Raw genomic sequence first — 15,834 nt, forward strand, 5'->3', positions numbered from 1 at the left:
TGACTCCCGACGGACTGCCTCTGTGCCAGCAAGCACTGAAGGCGACCTTTCCGGGACGGTTAAAATTTGAAGCGAGAGGCTATTTTCACCACGCGCGACGCGCAGAAGTTGTGGATAAAGCCAACGACCGCATGCCATAAGGAGGCCATGACAACGACACCCGACCCCGCCCGTTTTGCCCATGTCACGGATTGGGTGTTCGACCTCGACAACACGCTCTATCCGCATCATTCGAATCTGTTCGCGCAGATCGACGTGAAGATGACCGCCTATGTCGGCGAGTTGCTGACCCTGTCGCGCGAGGAAGCGCGCAAGCTGCAGAAGGAGCTCTACCAGGAGTATGGCACGACGCTGAGCGGACTGATGGCGCGCTACGGCATCGATCCCGACGACTTTCTCGAGAAGGTGCACGACATCGACTATTCCTGGCTGGTGCCCGATCCGGTGCTCGGCGCGGCGATCCGGCAGCTGCCCGGCCGCAAGTTCATCTTTACCAATGGCGACCGCAGGCATGCCGAGCGCGCCGCGCGCCAGCTCGGCATATTGGACCATTTCGACGACATCTTCGACATAGTCGCGGCGGGCTTGAATCCCAAGCCGGCGCGCCAGACCTACGAGAGGTTCGCCGAGCTGCATTCCGTCACCGGGCACAACGCGGTGATGTTCGAGGACCTGGCGCGCAACCTCTCGGTGCCGAAGTTACTCGGCATGACGACCGTGCTGGTCGTGCCGCGCAATTTCGAGCCGACATTCTCCGAGATCTGGGAGCGCGACCCGGCGAACGAGGACGATGTGGATTTCGTCACCGACGACCTCGCCGGCTTCCTGACGGCAATCGTCGAAGTCACGGCCTGAAGCCAACCCCAGCTTGCCGGCGCAGCGCAGCCCGCACTTCGCCGGCAAGCTTTGGCCGTGACTAGTCGAAGTCCGGGATCGTGCCGGGCGGCAGCCCCAGTTCACCGTTCAGGTTTTTCAGGAACCGGCACCATTCAGGCGCGTCCCGGCGCTTCCCGTTGCCGTTGCCGTCGGACGAAAATCCGTTGCCGAACCCGCCGCCGCAACTGGCGTTGCCGTTGAAGCTGCCCGCGTTGCCATTGCCGTTGAAGCTGCCGGCATTGCCGTTGCCGTTGAAATTGCCGGTGTTGCCATTGCCATTGAAGCTGCCGCGATTGCCGTTGCCGTTGAAGTTGCCGGCGTTGCCGCTGCCGCTCGAGGCATCGGCGATGTCCGCGCCGGCGCCCAGACCGGCGACCGTGATATCGCCGCGGCCGATGGGAAGGTCGGCTATCCTGACCACCGTCGAAGCGTCGGCGACCACGACCGCGGCAAGCAGCGTGCAAACCGCGATGCGGCTTCCATCAAACAGCCGCGCCGTCGCGTGGCGAATACGATGGCGGACGCAAGCAGATGGTCTGAGTTCGGCCATCAGCGGTTTCCCCGGCCGTTGAAATTGCCGTTGAAGGCGCCGGCATTGCCGTTGCCGTTGAACGAGCCGCCGTTGAAGTTGCCGTTGAAGGCGCCGACATTGGCGTTGCCGTCATATTCGCCGGTATTGCCGTTGCCGTTGAAGGCCCCGATGTTGTGGTTGCCGCTCGTCTGCGAGGTGTTGTCGTTTCCGTTGAAAGCGCCGACGTTGCCGGTCCCGCTGTTGAAGGCGCCGACGTTGCCGCTGCCGGTGTTCTTGTAGCCGACGTTGCCGCCCAGGCTGCTCAGCGGATCCATGTTCCTGACGTTCGAGCCGATGTACTGACCGTATTGACCGGCGGTTTGCGCGATCCGCGACATGCCGAAGGCCTGGCTGCCCGTCGTGGTGTCGGCCTTCACCGCGGTTGCACTCAACAGCCCCAGGCAAAGCGCCGGTATGACACACCGTTTCATCTGCGAACTCCTTCCATGGCTTGCGTGAAAAGGGTCTCTCGAAAAGGGACTCTCTATCTGGAAAAGGACTGGGACCGCCGGCGACATGTCGCGATAGCCTTGCGCGGGGGGACGGCGCGTGGCTCGGCGATCCCAGAAGCGTCAGCGTCCTTCAACGCTGGCGATTGGCGGCGGCGCTAGTGGTTGCCGTTACCGTTTCCGTTGCCGTTGCCGGCGCCCCAGTTGCCGTTGCCGTTGGCATTGCCGTTGCCGAGGCCCCAGTTGCCGTTGCCGTTCAGGTTGCCGTTGCCGAGGCCGAAGTTCCCGTTGCCGTTGCCATTGCCGTTGGCGATGCCGGCATTGAGGTTGCCGTTGAAGTTGCCGTTGAAGGCGCCCATGTTGGCATTGCCGTTCCCGTTGCCGTTGCCGATGCCGAAATTGCCGTTGCCGTTGAAGTTGCCGTTGAAGGCGCCGGTGTTGGCATTGCCGTTCCCGTTGCCGTTGCCGACCCCGACGTTGCCGTTGCCGTTGCCGTTGCCGCTACCGACCGACAATGCGGATGCCGAACCTGTCAGAGCCGACAGGACAGCCGCGGCCAGAATGATCTTCCTCATGACGTTCTCCTTGGTTTGCGTTGAACATCCCGGCCAACACAAGATACCGGGACCACGCAAAAAGGATGCGCGCAGAAAGGGCGCAGAAACATCGGGGCTGATCGGCAGGGTCTGTCGGTTTTTCAGCCGATGCGGCTGTCAGGAAAAGTTGAAGGCATCGGGAAAAAACTGACAGGCATAAGGGCATATGCCGGGTGTATATTGCACGGAGGAACAGACTTTCATGCCTTTTCTCGCCGCTCCGTGAACGGCTTGTATCTCACGGCGGCAAAGAGAAGGAAGGGGTGATGCGGGCGGCTATCCAGCCAGGCAAGGACGATGCTACGAAGGCACGGAGCCGGAGATTGGCGCGGCATTTGATTGCCGTACAGGAAGAACAGCGCCTGCGCCTGTCACGTGAGCTGCACGACGATCTGGGCCAGATGCTGGCGAGCGTCGCGCTGGAGCTCCACGGCATCCGCGTGGACTCCGCGGAACTCGATGCCCGCCTCGAGCGCGCTGCCCAACTGGTCGACCAGCTGAGCGCCAGGGTGCACGACGCCGCCTGGAGCCTGCGACCCGCGGATCTCGATCGCCTGGGGCTTCGCGCCTCCATCGAGGACCTGGTCAGCATGCTGTGCGCTCAGCTCGGCATCCCCGGCGATGTGGATCTCGAAGCCCTGTCGAGGCCGCTGGAGCCTGAAGTCGCCCTGACGCTCTATCGCATCGCGCAGGAGGCCCTCACCAACATCGGCAAGCACGCCCGGCCGGGCCGGGTCAGCGTGACGGCCCACATTTGGGACAACAAACTGCGGCTGACCATCGAGGACAATGGCCGTGGGTTCGATGGCACTGTCGCGCCTGGCTCCCGCCATTTGGGGCTTGCGGGGATGAAAGAGCGCCTTGCCCTGATCGGAGGCGAACTGACGGTCGAAACCGCCAAGGGCAGGGGAACCGCCATCTATGCCGATGTGCTTCTGGCCGACTGAATCCTCGGACCGACGGCTGGGCGCCAGCGCCTCCTCCCCTTGGCATTGTTCGACGGGAATGCCGGTCTTCGGTGCCGCGGCCGGCTGGCCGGCCCAGCGGCCGGCAGTATCGCCAAACTGGCCTAACTGTTTGTTTTTTTGCAAATTTACGGACGGAACACCGTTACGAACTTTTCCCGGAATTGCCCTAAAGCGCGTCGCGCTGAAACGAATTCAGGCGATGCGCTTCAGGTCTTTGTTTTGATGCATGTCGTTCTCCCAAAACCGCTGCGCACTTTTGGGCGACATGCATTAAGTGAAGCGTTCCACATCCGAAATCGTCGGCCGCGGCTTACAATCCGCGCCATGGGTCAGGCGGGGGATGGCTTGCCCGTTGCGGCCGCGTCGCGGCTTTGCTGAAACAGACGGGCGTCCCGCGCCAGGCGGGGCAGTTGCCTAGACCATCAAGCACAAGGGGGACCGCTCCACGCGACGGCCCTTTGACAGACTGATGGAGGTTAAAGGTGTGCTGCAGGCGCATATTCGTGGTCGACGACCATCCGATCATCCTGTCCGGCGTCGGCGCGATGATCAACAGCCAGGCCGATCTGACGATCGTCGGACTGGCGGCGAATGCCGACGAGGCCCTCGAGGGCATCGGCAAGGCCCTTCCCGACGTCGCCGTGGTCGATATCTCGCTCCCCGGCGTCAATGGGGTCACGCTGATCGAACGGCTCGTCGAACGGTTTCCCGATCTCGGCTGCATTGCGCTGACGGCGCACGAGGACCCCGGCTGCCTGCGCCAGGTGCTGGCCGCCGGCGGGCGCGGTTTCGTGGTCAAGCGGTCGACCGCGACGGATCTGCTGCAGGCCATCCGCTGCGTGCTGGCCGGCGACAATTACGTCGACCCGGCGCTTGCGGCGCGCATCCTGAGCCCACGCCATGGCACGCAATGCGATCCGGGGAATCTCAGCGAGCGAGAGCGGTCGGTGATCCAGCTCGTTGCGCTTGGCTACAGCAACAAGGAGATATCCTCGCGGCTGAACCTCAGCATAAAGACCATCGAAACCTACCGGACCAGGGCGACCGACAAACTGGAGCTTCACTCCCGCGCTGCCATCGTGCGCTTCGCGCACTCGAATGGCTGGCTGGCCGAACTGCAATAGGGCTGGCTTCCTCAGAGATCGTAAAAGCGGCGGATGATGTCCCAGGCTTCGTCGGCGGTGTCGACGAAATCGATGATGTCCTGATCGCCCGGCGAGATGGTGCCTTGCTCGGCAAGGAAGTCGAGGTCGATCACCCTTTGCCAGAACGCCTTGCCGAACAGGATCACCGGCACGCGCTCCATGCGCCCGGTCTGGATCAGCGTCAGGGCTTCGAAGAACTCGTCCATCGTGCCGAAACCGCCCGGAAACACCGCGACAGCCTTGGCGCGCATGACGAAATGCATCTTGCGGATGGCGAAATAGTGGAAGTTGAAGCAGAGCTCGGGCGTGACATAGGCGTTCGGCGCCTGCTCGTGCGGCAGCACGATGTTGAGGCCGATCGACGGCGCGCCGACATCGTCGGCGCCGCGGTTGCCGGCCTCCATCACGCCCGGTCCGCCGCCGGTGGCGACGACAAATTCGCGGTAGTAGGACGTGGCCGAGTGCTGCGAGCAGAGCCGGGCGAACTTGCGCGCTTCCTCGTAATATTTGCTGTTCAGCTCGAGGTTCTTCTTCTGCGTCTCGTTCTTGGCCGCCCAGGCGACGCCGCCCGGCTCCGGCAGCCTCGCGCCGCCGAACAGGATGACCGTCGAACGGATGCCGCGCTCGGCCAGGATCATCTCCGGCTTCAGCAGCTCGAGCTGCAGACGCACTGGGCGCAATTCGCGCCGCGTCATGAAGTCGGGATCGTTCCAGGCCAGGCGATAGGTCTCGGCTCGCGTCTGCGGCGTATCCGGCACGCTCTTGGCGCGCTCCAGGTCCTCGTCCGAATGCGGCAGCGGCGTCCAACCCGCCTTTTCCATGGGTGTCATTGAGTCCACCGTTCCAATTCCCTTACTTGCGCCGTCCCATGACGCAGCCGCGATTGACCCTCATAAAGGCTTCACATAGGGTCCGCGCGATTTCAAAACAGGTTAAGGCTGAGCCCTTAACAGCTTTGTAATGGAGCAATTTCATGTCCATGCCCGATCTGGCGAGCCTCGAAAAGACCATCGAAAAGGCCTTCGAGGAGCGCGATACGATTTCGACCGCGACCCGCGGCGAAACCCGCGACGCCATCCAGTCGGCGCTCGACCTGCTCGACCGCGGCGCGGTCCGCGTCGCCGAACGGCAGGACGACGGCAAGTGGCACGTCAACCAATGGCTGAAGAAGGCGGTGCTGCTCTCCTTCCGGCTGAACCCGATGGAGATCATCAAAGGCGGCCCGGGTCAGGCGGTCTGGTGGGACAAGGTGCCGTCGAAGTTCGACGGCTGGAGCGCCGTCGATTTCGAGAAGGCAGGCTTCCGCGCCGTGCCATCCTCGGTCGTGCGCCGTTCGGCCTATGTGGCGCCGGGCGCGGTGCTGATGCCGTCCTTCGTCAATGTCGGCGCCTATGTCGATACGGGCACGATGGTCGACACCTGGGCCTCGGTCGGCTCCTGCGCCCAGATCGGCAAGAACGTGCATCTTTCCGGCGGCGTCGGCATCGGCGGCGTGCTGGAGCCAATGCAGGCCGGCCCGACCATCATCGAGGACGATTGCTTCATCGGCGCGCGCTCCGAGGTGGTCGAAGGCTGCATCGTGCGTGAAGGCTCGGTGCTCGGCATGGGCGTGTTCATCGGCCAATCGACCAAGATCGTCGACCGCGCTACCGGTGAGGTCTTCTATGGCGAGGTGCCGGCCAATTCCGTGGTGGTCGCCGGGTCGCTGCCGGGCAAGCCGCTGCCCAATGGCGAGCCCGGCCCCAGCCTCTACTGCGCCGTCATCGTCAAGCGCGTCGACGCCAAGACCCGTTCCAAAACCTCGATCAACGAATTGCTGCGCGATTGATCTTTTCCGGAAACGGACGCACCTTCCGCCGGCGCGACGTTCCGCCGCGCTGGTTCAACACGGAGGGGCGTTATGGACTGGAAATATCTGCTGACGAGTTTCGACGGCCGCATCAACCGCGCCAAGTTCTGGGCCGGCATCGGCATATTCATCGTCCTCGCTATTGTTGCCTTCATTCTCGATTCGATCCTCGGCACACGGTTCACCACCGAAAGCGGCGGTGAGGTCGGCGTCATCGGCATCCTCGTTATGCTGGCCTCGATCTATTTCGCGATTGCGCTCTATGCCAAACGCTGGCACGACCGTAACAAGTCGGGCTGGTGGACATTGATCGGCCTCATACCAATCATCGGCGGCATCTGGCTGCTGATCGAACTCGGCATCCTCGAAGGCACCAGAGGCGCCAATCAATACGGACCGGACCCGCTTGCCTGAAAAAGCAGATTTCATCTGGCTCTTCTTCAAAACCTCGGGCCGCGTCAGCCGCGCGGCCTATTTTCTCGGCGGATTGCTGGTGGCCCTCGCCCAGGCCTTCCCGCTCTACCGCTTCACGCTGGTGCCGGAAGGCTCGCCCGAGAGCAACATGTGGTCGTTCGTCTTCTTCCTGACCTTCCTCGCGTCGCTGTGGTCGAACATCGTGCTGGCGGTGAAGCGGCTGCATGACCTCGACAAACCCGGCATCGCGGCGCTGGTGTTGTTCGTTCCCGTCGTTTCGATCGTCGCGTTCCTGGTGCTTTGCCTGTTTCCAGGACAACCGGGGGCCAATCGCTACGGCAGCCGCACCAACGCGCCTTCCGATCGCTAGTCATGCGCTACCGCACCCTTGATCCGGAGCTGATCATCGAGACCGCCGAAAGGCTGGAGGAGCGCATCGGCGAGCGTTTCCCGGAAGCGGGCCTGCGCGGCGTTGCCGGCGAGCTGGTGTCGCTGTCGCGCGACCTGGCGAGGGCCGCCAAGGACCTGGAAGCGCCGATCTGGTGGCTGCGCACCCTGATCGTCGGCGCGTTCGTCACCGGCGTCCTGGTGTTCCTGTTCGTCGGCACCATCCTGCCGCTCGACCGCATTTCGGGAGCCGACGACGCCGTGCAGTCGGTGCAGGGCATCGAGGCGACGATCAACACGGTCATCCTCGCGGTGCTTGGCTTCCTGGCGTTGATCCGCACCGAGGAGAGGATCAAGCGCAAGAAGGTCTTTCGGCGATTGCATGGGCTGCGCTCGCTGATCCATGTCATCGACATGCACCAGTTGACCAAGGACCCGGCGGCGTTGTCGGCGAACTTCAAGCCGACCTCGCACTCGCCCAGCCGCATCAGCAATCCGGCCGACCTCGCGCGCTATCTCGACTATTGCTCGGAGATGCTGTCGATCACCGGCAAGATCGCGGCGCTGTTTGCCCAATCGGTCAACGACGACGTGGTCATCGACGGCGTCAACGACATCGAAAACCTGAGCTCGAACCTGTCGCGCAAGATCTGGCAGAAGATCACGCTGATCGAGGGCCGCCACTGACGGCGTCCGGGCTGAGGCCCGGCGGGCCGCGCTTTTCCGCTTCCGCCTGACGCACCAGCGCCGCGACGCGCTCAATCGTCGGCGCCGGCGTGCCCGTCTGTTTCGCCAGACCGAGCACCGCACCCTGCAATTCGTCGATCTCGGTCGGGCGGCCGCGCTCGAGATCGTCCCACATCGAGGAGCGCGCTTGCGGATCGATCGCCAGCATGCGCCGCGCCAGAAGTCCGAACAGCCAGTCGGGCAGCCTCAGCACTTTCGGCAGCAGCGACGGCGGCGGGCCGGCGATCCGCGCCGGCGCAATGCCGGCCGCCTTCATCGCCGCGAGCGCCTCGTCGATCTGCTTGGCCAGGATGACGCGCCAGCGGCGGTCGGCCAGCTCGCGCGCCAGCGGCAGCCCGGAGAGCGCCACAAGCGCGTTGTTGAGGTTCATCAGGAGCTTGCTCCACAGAACCGCCTTCATGTCGGAATGGGCCTCGACCCCAAGCCCTTCGACGTCGAGCAGGCCAGCGAGCCCGTCCACACCATCCTCGACCATAACCTTGCCGTCGCTCGCGCGATGGACCCGAAATGGCGTCTCGCCATCGGGCGACTGCACGACGTTGAACGGCACCATGCCTGCAAGCACGCGCCGTAACGGGAGTTCGGCCCGCAACTTGTCCGCATTGCCGACGCCGTTCTGCAGGCTGACCACAATGGCATCGGGGCCGGCATGGGCCGCGACAAGCGCCGCCATCTCCTCGGTCGCGCCGCTCTTCACCGAGACGAGAACGATATTGGCGTTGCGCAGGGCCATCGCGGGATCGTCGGTGACCGCGAGCGCCTCGGGGTCAATGCGGCGATCGCGGCCGTCGAGATCGCTGATCCGAAGCCCATCCTTGCGCATGGCCTCGACGATGCGGCCGCGTCCCAGGAAATTCACCTTTCGCCCGGCGAGCGCCAGGCAGCCGCCGACATAGCAGCCGATGCTGCCGGCGCCGGCAATCGCGATCGTCTTTGCTGCATTGGCCATGCGATCACCCCCTCCTGGCTCGCAACTATACGACATGACAACCATATTGTCGGCGGCATGGCCGACGATCATCTGCCGGCGTGACAGACCTACTGCTTTCGACTATCGCTTTGCCCATGAAATTGCCGACCGACCCCGCCCGGAACCTTGCCGCCCTGATCCGCTGCCCTTCCGTGACGCCCGCCGAGGGCGGCGCGTTGCGGACGCTGGAGGACATGCTGAAGCCGCTCGGCTTCTCGGTCGAGCGGCCGGTCTTCTCGGAAGACGGCACGCCGGACATCGAAAACCTCTATGCGCGCCGCTCGGGCAACGGCCCGCATCTGATGTTTGCCGGCCATACCGACGTCGTGCCGGTCGGCGACGAGGCGGCCTGGACGCATCCGCCCTTTGCCGCCGAGATCGCCAATGGCGAGATGTACGGGCGCGGCGCTGTCGACATGAAGGGCGGCATCGCCTGCTTCATCGCCGCGGTGGCGCGCCATATCGACAAGAATGGCGGGCCGAAAGGCTCGGTGTCGCTGCTGATCACCGGCGACGAGGAGGGCCCGGCCATCAACGGCACGACGAAGCTCCTCGATTGGGCGGCCGCCAAGGGCGAGAAATGGGACGCCTCGATCGTCGGCGAGCCGACCAATCCGGACACGCTCGGCGACATGATCAAGATCGGCCGGCGCGGCTCGCTCTCCGGCAGCGTCATCGTCAATGGCCGCCAGGGCCACGCCGCCTATCCGCAGCTTGCCGACAACCCGGTGCGCGGACTGATGGGCCTGGTCGACGCGCTGCTCCATCCGGTGTTCGACAAGGGAACGAAGGATTTCCAGCCGACCAATCTGGAAGTGACGTCGATCGATGTCGGCAATCCGGCGACCAACGTCATCCCGGCCAAGGCCACCGCCACGTTCAACATCCGCTTCAACGACGCTTGGGATGCCGAAACGATCCAGGCCGAGATCCACAATCGCCTCGACCGGGCGGCCGGGCGCAAGAAATACCGGCCGGGCAAGAAGACGCCGGTTGACTATGAGCTTGTCTGGCGCGACCGGCCAAGCCATGTCTTCCTCACCCGCGACGAAAAGCTGATCGACACGCTGAGCACGTCGGTTGCGGCCGTGGTCGGCAAGACGCCGGCGCTTTCGACCTCCGGCGGCACGTCGGATGCACGCTTCATCAAGGATTACTGCCCGGTGGTCGAGTTCGGCCTGGTCGGAAAGACCATGCACATGGTCGACGAGCGCGTGGCGCTTGCCGACCTCGAGACGCTGACCCAAATCTACGAACGTTTCATCGAAGACTGGTTCGGACAGGGCCTCGCGTGACCATGCTTTCGGCAGACGAAACCTACGCTTCGCTGGCCGGCGCCTGGCGGCTGATGTTCGGCAAGGCCGACGGGCTGCGCATGCTCGATCTGTCGGCGGACGGTTTCTGGAACTCCTTCTTCGGTATCGTCGTAGCGTTGCCTGCGCTGATCGTCGGCTGGGTCGGCATCGCCAACGAGATCGGCGATCCGAACGCATTCGCCGGCCGCCTCGGCATGCTTCTGAGACTGGCTGCGGTTGATATCGGCTCCTGGGTGCTGCCGCTGGTGGCGCTTGCGCTGGTCGCGCCGCGCGCCGGCATCGGCGGCCGCTTCGTCCACTACGTCGTCGCCTCCAACTGGGCCTCCGCGATCATTGCCTGGCTGATGCTGCCTTCGGCATTGCTCAGGCTCTTCCTGCCTTCGACCAACGAGGTCAGCGGACTGGTCTCGCTGCTTCTGTTCGCGCTATCGATGGTGCTGACCTGGCGCATGACCAACGCGGCGATCGGCAAGGGAGCTGCCGTCGGCACCGCGGTGTTCGTCGGCATGTTCGTGGCCTCGCTGATCGTCCTGTTCGGGCTGCAGGCGCTGCTCGGCATCGACATTCCGAACGGCACGACGGGCTGATCCCTCGAACCAACATTTTTCGATCCGTGTCATTGCTTCAGATTTGAATTCCGCCCTCGTCCTTACCCGTCCGACGTTTGGCGCCGCCCCTCACCTGCCTGCCGGCATCCTCTCCCCGTATCGTGACGGGGAGAGGGGCGCTCTCATCGCCGGTTTCGCCAGTCTCCAGCGTTGCAAGAAAGGGGTGCCGAGGCCGCGGGCAGCCTCCTTGTCCCAGTCACTTTACGGGGAGAAGGTGCCGGTAGGGGGATGAGGGGCGGCGTCGACGCAGACAATTGGCCACCTCCCTCCAGCATAAGCAGGAATGCTCACGCTATTGACCGGCGTCATCGGCCGCGAAACCGATGTTTCACCCAGCCGTGTCCGTCTCCGGATAGTCCACCCCGACGAGAAACAGCCCATCCGGCGGCGCCACCTGGCCGCAGGCGGCGCGATCGCGCGCTTCGAGCGCCGCCTTGAGATCGGCGGCGCTCCAGGAGCCGTCGCCGACACGCCTGAGCGACCCAACCATCGAGCGCACCTGGTTGTGCAGGAAGGAGCGCGCCGAGGTCCGCACCTCGATGAGATCGCCGACGCGGCTGACGTCGAGACGCGCCAGCGTTCGGACCGGGCTCTCGGCCTGGCACTGGGTGGAGCGGAAGGTGGTGAAATCGTGCCGCCCGAGCAGCACCTTCGCCGCCTCGTGCATGGCCGCGGCGTCGAGTCGCTTCGGCACCCACCAGACCTTGCCCTTTTCCAGCGCGGAAGGCGCGCGACGGTTGAGGATGCGGTAGAGATAGTGGCGGCCTGTGGCCGAAAAACGCGCGTCGAAATCGTCTGCGACGACCCCCGCCTTGAGGATGGCGATGCGCGCGCCGGCCGCCTGCAGATGGGCGTTGAGGGCATCGCGCACCTTGTCGCCCGCCCAGGCTTTGGCGAGATCGACATGCGCCACCTGGGCGGTGGCGTGCACGCCGGCATCGGTGCGGCCGGCGGCACGCAGTCTTACCTCTTCGCCGCAGAACCTTGCGATCGCCTGCTCAATCGCCTGCTGCACCGAAGGCTGGTCCGCCTGATGCTGCCAGCCGGCGAATTGGCTGCCGTCATATTCGATATCGAGCCGAAAACGCGGCATGCCAGATCTACTTTGGTCCTCGCCTAAGCAGCGAGCGCGGTGAAGGCCGAAGCGTAGACCAGCTTGCCGGTCTCGGGCGCGTCGCCCCAGGCAAGGGCCTGCAGCGCTTCGCCCTGGTACTCGCTCTCGAACCTTTCGGCGCGGGCATGGGTGTAACCGAAGCGGCCGTAATAGGCCGGATCGCCGAGCACCACGGCCAGCGTCTCACCGGCCTCCTTGAGGCGGACATGCGCCTCGCGGATCAGCGCGCCGCCAATGCCTGTGCCATGGAAGGACGGCTCGACCGCCAGCGGCGCCAGCGCCAGCGCCGGGAAGCGCTTGCCGCCGTTCTGCACGAAAAGCCTGGAAAACAGGATATGGCCGACGACCTGGCCGTCCTCTTCCGCAACCAGCTCGACGACGGTGTCGCCGCCGGCGACCAGCGCGTCGACCAGGCCGGCCTCGGCCCGCTGGCCGAAGGCATGCTCTTCGACGAGGCGGATCGCCTCGCGATCCCGCGGCGTCGCCGCGCGTATCGACATCATGCTCATTTGAGTTTCGTTCCTTTTTCGATCTTGGCCCCGCGCAGAAACTCCTGCGCGGCGGCGGGCCTTCCGCCCGCCCGTTGAACTTCGACCAGCCTGACCGCGCCTGACCCGCAGGCGACCGTCAGCCGGTCATCGAGAATTCCTCCCGACTCGCCGACGCCATCGGAAAGCGTCGAGCGAAGCAGTTTCAGCCGCTCCATGCGGCCGCCAATTTCGACCTCGCACCACGCGCCCGGAAAGGGCGAGAGGCCGCGGATGTGATTGTGGACTTCGCCGGCAGGCCGCGTCCAGTCTACGCGTGTCTCCGATTTATCGATTTTTCGGGCGTAGGTCACCCCTTCCGTCGCCTGTTGGGTAAATGTCAGACAATTTATCCCCAACTGCGCGAGCGCTTGCACCATCAGCGAGGCGCCTTGAGCCATCAGGCGGTCATGCAGCTCGCCGGCGGTCATATCGGGTCCGATGGCGCATTTTTCAACCAATGCCACCGGACCGGTGTCCAAACCTTCTTCCATGCGCATCACCATCATGCCGGTCTCGGCATCGCCAGCCATGATGGCGCGCTGGATGGGAGCAGCACCGCGCCAACGCGGCAAAAGTGAGGCGTGACCGTTGAGGCAGCCAAGCCTGGTTGCCTCCAAAACCGGCTTCGGCAGGAGCAGGCCATAGGCGACGACCACGGCGACATCGGCCCGCAAGGCGGCAAAAGCCTGCTGCTCGGCCTCGCCTTTCAGCGACGTCGGCGTCCGCACCTCGAGGCCGAGCCGCTCCGCCTCGCGCTGCACCGGCGAGGGCGTCAGTTCCAGCCCGCGCCGGCCGGCGGCGCGCGGCGGCTGCGTGTAGACGGCCGCGATCTCGTGGCCGGCCTCGGCGATGGCGCGTAGCGTCGGCACAGAAAAATCCGGCGTGCCCATGAAGATGACGCGAAGGGGCATTTTTCCCGCAATCCTATTTTCAGGCGTCCGCTTCAAACGGATTTACGAGCTTCAGGTCAAGCCCGGCGAAGTCCCGGACGTTGTGGGTCCCCGGCATTGCTTGCTTCAGAGATGATGTTGGTATCGAGGACGATCAATCGAAGTCCTCGAGCCGACGGCCGAAATCGCGTTTTCGTTCCGCTTCGATCTTGTCCAATATCCCGGCAAACTCATCATCGATCGCATTCTCGGCCGCGAAGGCTGAGCGAACGGCGTCCCAGGCGGAAAGATCCGACTTCGGCTTCCTGTCGTCGACTATGCCCCTGCGCAGAAGATCGATCGCCTTGCCGGACAGGCTCTGGCCAGCGCTTCGCGCCGCCTGCTCGATCTCCCGCTTCAAAGGCTCGGGAATGTTTCTGATCAACATGTCGCCCATCAGAGCCTCCAAATCTGATATCGTTGATATCATAGTTGAGGCAAGCTGCCCAAGCCGGCAGGGCTGCTAGCCCACCATCTTGCCCGGCGCTTTCTCCCTGGCGAGCTTCTTGAATTTCTTCACCACCATGTCGCGCTTCAGCTTCGAGATGTGGTCGATGAACAGCACGCCGTTGAGATGGTCGATCTCGTGCTGCAGGCAGGTCGCCATCAGGCCTTCGGCCTCAATCTCCTGCAGCTTGCCGTCGCGATCGAGATATTTCACGCGCACGGCGGCGGGGCGCTCGACCTCGGCGTAGTAGTCGGGGATCGACAGGCAGCCTTCCTCATAGACCGAGCGCTGGTCCGAGCTTACGAGGATTTCCGGATTGATGAAGACATGCGGCGCGGGCGGCTCACCTTCCTTGGCGAGGTCGATGACCAGCAAGCGCCGCGGCTCGCCGACCTGGATCGCGGCCAGCCCGATCCCCGGCGCGTCATACATGGTCTCCAGCATGTCGTCGGCGAGCTTGCGCAAATCGCCGTCAACGCGCTCGACCGGTTTGGAAACCTGGCGCAGGATGGGATCGGGAAGGATGATGAGCGGCTTGATCGACATGGCGTCTCACCTAAGACGTCGTTGGAAAAGCGTCAACGGGGGCGGCTGCGACCTGTTCACGTTTTGATCTGTTTCAGCGGGCCGAATCGGCTATGCTGCCCGCATGAACGACATGACCTCGATCCTTTCGCAACCGGTCGCGCGGCTCGGCGCCACCACGATCACGCTCGGTGAAGCGCTCGGTTTCGGCGCGGTTGTGCTGCTGGTATTGTTCCTGGCGCTCATTGTCGCCTTGTGGCGCGCGGGCAAGGCGCGCGCGGAGGCGGCGGCCGAAGCGGCCGACCATGCGCGTGACACCGAGGCCCGCATGGCCGACATCCTGCAGGCGCAGGCCGAGATGCAAGGCCGCATGGGCGCGATCGCCGAAGTGTTCGGCGCCAGGCAGGCGGAACTCACCCAGTCGCTCGGCCAGAGGCTCGACGCGATGACCGGCCGCCTTGGCCAGACCATGGCCGAGCAGACCAAGTCGACGCATGAGAGCCTGGCCAAGCTGCAGGAGCGGCTGGCGGTGATCGATACGGCGCAGGGCAACATCCAGTCTTTAGCCGGCCAGGTCGTGCAGTTGCAGGCGATCCTCTCCAACAAGCAGACACGCGGCGCCTTCGGCCAGTCGCGCATGGAGGCGATCATCGCCGACGGCCTGCCGCACGGCGCCTACGAGTTCCAGGCGGGCCTGTCCAACGGCAGCCGGCCCGACTGCCTGGTGCGGATGCCCAACGGCGCGCCGATGCTTGCCATCGACGCCAAGTTTCCGCTGGAAGCCTGGAATGCCATCCGCGCCGCCGAGGGCGCCGACATGCAGAAGGCGGCGGCGCAGGCGTTCCGGCGCGACATCGAGGTGCATATCCGCGATATCGCCGAGAAATACCTGATCCAGGGCGAGACGCAGGACACCGCCTTCATGTTCGTGCCGTCGGAATCGGTATTCGCCGAGATCCACGAGAATTTCGAGGCGGTGGTGCAGAAGGCACATCGCGCCCGCGTCGTCATCGTCTCGCCTTCGCTGCTGATGCTGTCGATCCAGGTCATCCAGGCGATTCTGAAGGACGCGCGCATGCGCGAGCAGGCGCATCTGATCCAGGGCGAGGTCATCCGCCTGATGGAAGACGTGGCGCGCGTCGACGAGCGCGTGCGCCGGCTGCAGACGCATTTCGGCCAGGCGGCCAAGGATATCGACGACATCCTCGTCTCGACGTCGAAAGTCACCAAGCGCGGCCAGAAGATCGAGGCGCTGGAGTTCGGCGAGGGCGAAGCCGAACCGCCGCGCGGCCCGGCCAAGGTCGAAGGCGGCGCGCGCGTGGCCGATTCCAAGACAGGCCAATTGCGGCTCAGGGTCGTCGAAGACGGCGAGTAGTCTCGCCTCTCGCCGAG

The 15,834-nt window shown here is 64.4% G+C and carries 19 protein-coding genes and 1 pseudogene; 10 read left to right on the forward strand and 10 right to left on the reverse strand.

The genetic code is table 11. The features are described 5' to 3' along the window. The first annotated feature begins 147 nt into the window (after window positions 1-147). Window positions 148-855 (forward strand): pyrimidine 5'-nucleotidase, encoded by a 708-nt coding sequence (locus tag EJ070_RS08375; protein WP_126090920.1) that lies wholly within the window; start codon window positions 148-150, stop codon window positions 853-855. Between the two features lie 61 nt (window positions 856-916). Here the strand turns inward: EJ070_RS08375 and EJ070_RS08380 are convergent, their stop codons facing one another. From EJ070_RS08380 to EJ070_RS08390, 3 genes are all read right to left on the reverse strand, one after another. After that, window positions 917-1,318 carry a hypothetical protein gene (locus EJ070_RS08380; RefSeq protein WP_126090921.1) on the reverse strand — a complete coding sequence of 134 codons (402 nt, stop codon included), beginning with the start codon at window positions 1,316-1,318 and terminating at the stop codon, window positions 917-919. Window positions 1,319-1,425: 107 nt separating this feature from the next. After that, a complete protein-coding gene (locus EJ070_RS08385) occupies window positions 1,426-1,878 on the reverse strand; it encodes a hypothetical protein (protein WP_126090922.1) in 453 nt (150 codons plus the stop codon). Window positions 1,879-2,054: 176 nt separating this feature from the next. After that, window positions 2,055-2,471: a hypothetical protein gene (locus tag EJ070_RS08390; protein WP_189350442.1), complete on the reverse strand. Its 417-nt coding sequence runs from the start codon at window positions 2,469-2,471 to the stop codon at window positions 2,055-2,057. Window positions 2,472-2,815: 344 nt separating this feature from the next. On the opposite strand from EJ070_RS08390, the gene EJ070_RS08395 reads away from it, so the two are divergent. Both EJ070_RS08395 and EJ070_RS08400 read left to right on the forward strand, forming a co-directional pair. Continuing rightward, window positions 2,816-3,439: a sensor histidine kinase gene (locus EJ070_RS08395; RefSeq protein ID WP_189350444.1), complete on the forward strand. Its 624-nt coding sequence runs from the start codon at window positions 2,816-2,818 to the stop codon at window positions 3,437-3,439. Between the two features lie 503 nt (window positions 3,440-3,942). After that, entirely contained in the window at window positions 3,943-4,584 is a 642-nt protein-coding gene (locus EJ070_RS08400) for a response regulator transcription factor (RefSeq protein ID WP_245464836.1), read from the forward strand. 11 nt (window positions 4,585-4,595) lie between these two features. Here EJ070_RS08400 and EJ070_RS08405 read toward each other — a convergent pair whose 3' ends face one another. Then, complete coding sequence (locus EJ070_RS08405) at window positions 4,596-5,435, reverse strand: LOG family protein (RefSeq protein ID WP_126090924.1); 840 nt, start codon at window positions 5,433-5,435, stop codon at window positions 4,596-4,598. A 143-nt stretch (window positions 5,436-5,578) separates the two neighbouring features. Here EJ070_RS08405 and dapD point away from each other — a divergent pair, with 143 nt between their 5' ends. The 4 genes and pseudogenes from dapD to EJ070_RS08425 all read left to right on the forward strand — a co-directional run. Further along, the gene (gene dapD / locus EJ070_RS08410) at window positions 5,579-6,433 is read left to right on the forward strand and encodes a 2,3,4,5-tetrahydropyridine-2,6-dicarboxylate N-succinyltransferase (RefSeq protein ID WP_126090925.1); all 855 of its coding nucleotides are present in this window, start codon (window positions 5,579-5,581) and stop codon (window positions 6,431-6,433) included. Window positions 6,434-6,505: 72 nt separating this feature from the next. After that, window positions 6,506-6,868, forward strand: coding sequence for a DUF805 domain-containing protein (locus EJ070_RS08415; RefSeq protein ID WP_126090926.1), 363 nt, complete (start codon window positions 6,506-6,508; stop codon window positions 6,866-6,868). Beyond that, window positions 6,861-7,238 (forward strand): DUF805 domain-containing protein, encoded by a 378-nt coding sequence (locus EJ070_RS08420; protein ID WP_189350446.1) that lies wholly within the window; start codon window positions 6,861-6,863, stop codon window positions 7,236-7,238. Before EJ070_RS08415 ends, EJ070_RS08420 begins: the two co-directional genes overlap by 8 nt. Window positions 7,239-7,240: 2 nt before the next feature. Next, window positions 7,241-7,939, forward strand: a pseudogene (locus tag EJ070_RS08425) (hypothetical protein); the annotation flags it as partial. Here the strand turns inward: EJ070_RS08425 and EJ070_RS08430 are convergent. Then, window positions 7,917-8,951, reverse strand: coding sequence for a 2-dehydropantoate 2-reductase (locus tag EJ070_RS08430; protein ID WP_126090929.1), 1,035 nt, complete (start codon window positions 8,949-8,951; stop codon window positions 7,917-7,919). The pseudogene EJ070_RS08425 and the gene EJ070_RS08430 overlap by 23 nt on opposite strands. A 116-nt stretch (window positions 8,952-9,067) precedes the next feature. Between EJ070_RS08430 and dapE the strand changes: the two genes are divergently transcribed. Together dapE and EJ070_RS08440 are read left to right on the forward strand one after the other, a co-directional pair. Continuing rightward, window positions 9,068-10,267 (forward strand): succinyl-diaminopimelate desuccinylase, encoded by a 1,200-nt coding sequence (gene dapE / locus EJ070_RS08435; protein WP_126090930.1) that lies wholly within the window; start codon window positions 9,068-9,070, stop codon window positions 10,265-10,267. 2 nt (window positions 10,268-10,269) lie between these two features. Continuing rightward, window positions 10,270-10,875: a transporter gene (locus tag EJ070_RS08440; RefSeq protein ID WP_126095684.1), complete on the forward strand. Its 606-nt coding sequence runs from the start codon at window positions 10,270-10,272 to the stop codon at window positions 10,873-10,875. 349 nt (window positions 10,876-11,224) lie between these two features. On the opposite strand, the gene truA is transcribed toward EJ070_RS08440, so the two are convergent. The 5 genes from truA to def form a co-directional block, all read right to left on the reverse strand. Continuing rightward, entirely contained in the window at window positions 11,225-11,989 is a 765-nt protein-coding gene (gene truA / locus EJ070_RS08450) for a tRNA pseudouridine(38-40) synthase TruA (protein ID WP_126090931.1), read from the reverse strand. A gap of 23 nt (window positions 11,990-12,012) precedes the next feature. After that, window positions 12,013-12,519, reverse strand: a complete 507-nt coding sequence (locus EJ070_RS08455) for an N-acetyltransferase (RefSeq protein WP_126090932.1) — start codon at window positions 12,517-12,519, stop codon at window positions 12,013-12,015. Beyond that, window positions 12,516-13,451 carry a methionyl-tRNA formyltransferase gene (gene fmt / locus EJ070_RS08460; protein WP_126090933.1) on the reverse strand — a complete coding sequence of 312 codons (936 nt, stop codon included), beginning with the start codon at window positions 13,449-13,451 and terminating at the stop codon, window positions 12,516-12,518. The genes EJ070_RS08455 and fmt overlap by 4 nt, the downstream gene beginning before the upstream one ends. 133 nt (window positions 13,452-13,584) lie before the next feature. Then, window positions 13,585-13,866, reverse strand: a complete 282-nt coding sequence (locus EJ070_RS08465; protein WP_126090934.1) for a plasmid stabilization protein — start codon at window positions 13,864-13,866, stop codon at window positions 13,585-13,587. A gap of 66 nt (window positions 13,867-13,932) precedes the next feature. Continuing rightward, complete coding sequence (gene def, locus EJ070_RS08470; protein WP_126090935.1) at window positions 13,933-14,463, reverse strand: peptide deformylase; 531 nt, start codon at window positions 14,461-14,463, stop codon at window positions 13,933-13,935. A gap of 103 nt (window positions 14,464-14,566) precedes the next feature. Here def and EJ070_RS08475 point away from each other — a divergent pair, with 103 nt between their 5' ends. Then, a complete protein-coding gene (locus tag EJ070_RS08475) occupies window positions 14,567-15,817 on the forward strand; it encodes a DNA recombination protein RmuC (RefSeq protein ID WP_126090936.1) in 1,251 nt (416 codons plus the stop codon). The last annotated feature ends 17 nt before the right edge of the window (window positions 15,818-15,834 follow it).

The organism is Mesorhizobium sp. M1E.F.Ca.ET.045.02.1.1, from assembly GCF_003952485.1.
GTDB lineage: Bacteria > Pseudomonadota > Alphaproteobacteria > Rhizobiales > Rhizobiaceae > Mesorhizobium.

What these genes read in the sequence shown, in the direction of transcription:
- EJ070_RS08390 (WP_189350442.1), bottom strand. Translation starts at nt 2,471, where the DNA reads ATGAGGAAGATCATTCTGGCCGCGGCTGTCCTGTCGGCTCTGACAGGT.
- EJ070_RS08385 (WP_126090922.1), bottom strand. Translation starts at nt 1,878, where the DNA reads ATGAAACGGTGTGTCATACCGGCGCTTTGCCTGGGGCTGTTGAGTGCA.
- truA (WP_126090931.1), bottom strand. Translation starts at nt 11,989, where the DNA reads ATGCCGCGTTTTCGGCTCGATATCGAATATGACGGCAGCCAATTCGCC.
- dapE (WP_126090930.1), top strand. Translation starts at nt 9,068, where the DNA reads ATGAAATTGCCGACCGACCCCGCCCGGAACCTTGCCGCCCTGATCCGC.
- EJ070_RS08430 (WP_126090929.1), bottom strand. Translation starts at nt 8,951, where the DNA reads ATGGCCAATGCAGCAAAGACGATCGCGATTGCCGGCGCCGGCAGCATC.
- fmt (WP_126090933.1), bottom strand. Translation starts at nt 13,451, where the DNA reads ATGCCCCTTCGCGTCATCTTCATGGGCACGCCGGATTTTTCTGTGCCG.
- EJ070_RS08455 (WP_126090932.1), bottom strand. Translation starts at nt 12,519, where the DNA reads ATGAGCATGATGTCGATACGCGCGGCGACGCCGCGGGATCGCGAGGCG.
- EJ070_RS08415 (WP_126090926.1), top strand. Translation starts at nt 6,506, where the DNA reads ATGGACTGGAAATATCTGCTGACGAGTTTCGACGGCCGCATCAACCGC.
- def (WP_126090935.1), bottom strand. Translation starts at nt 14,463, where the DNA reads ATGTCGATCAAGCCGCTCATCATCCTTCCCGATCCCATCCTGCGCCAG.
- EJ070_RS08440 (WP_126095684.1), top strand. Translation starts at nt 10,270, where the DNA reads ATGCTTTCGGCAGACGAAACCTACGCTTCGCTGGCCGGCGCCTGGCGG.
- EJ070_RS08475 (WP_126090936.1), top strand. Translation starts at nt 14,567, where the DNA reads ATGAACGACATGACCTCGATCCTTTCGCAACCGGTCGCGCGGCTCGGC.
- EJ070_RS08405 (WP_126090924.1), bottom strand. Translation starts at nt 5,435, where the DNA reads ATGACACCCATGGAAAAGGCGGGTTGGACGCCGCTGCCGCATTCGGAC.
- EJ070_RS08375 (WP_126090920.1), top strand. Translation starts at nt 148, where the DNA reads ATGACAACGACACCCGACCCCGCCCGTTTTGCCCATGTCACGGATTGG.
- EJ070_RS08465 (WP_126090934.1), bottom strand. Translation starts at nt 13,866, where the DNA reads ATGGGCGACATGTTGATCAGAAACATTCCCGAGCCTTTGAAGCGGGAG.
- dapD (WP_126090925.1), top strand. Translation starts at nt 5,579, where the DNA reads ATGTCCATGCCCGATCTGGCGAGCCTCGAAAAGACCATCGAAAAGGCC.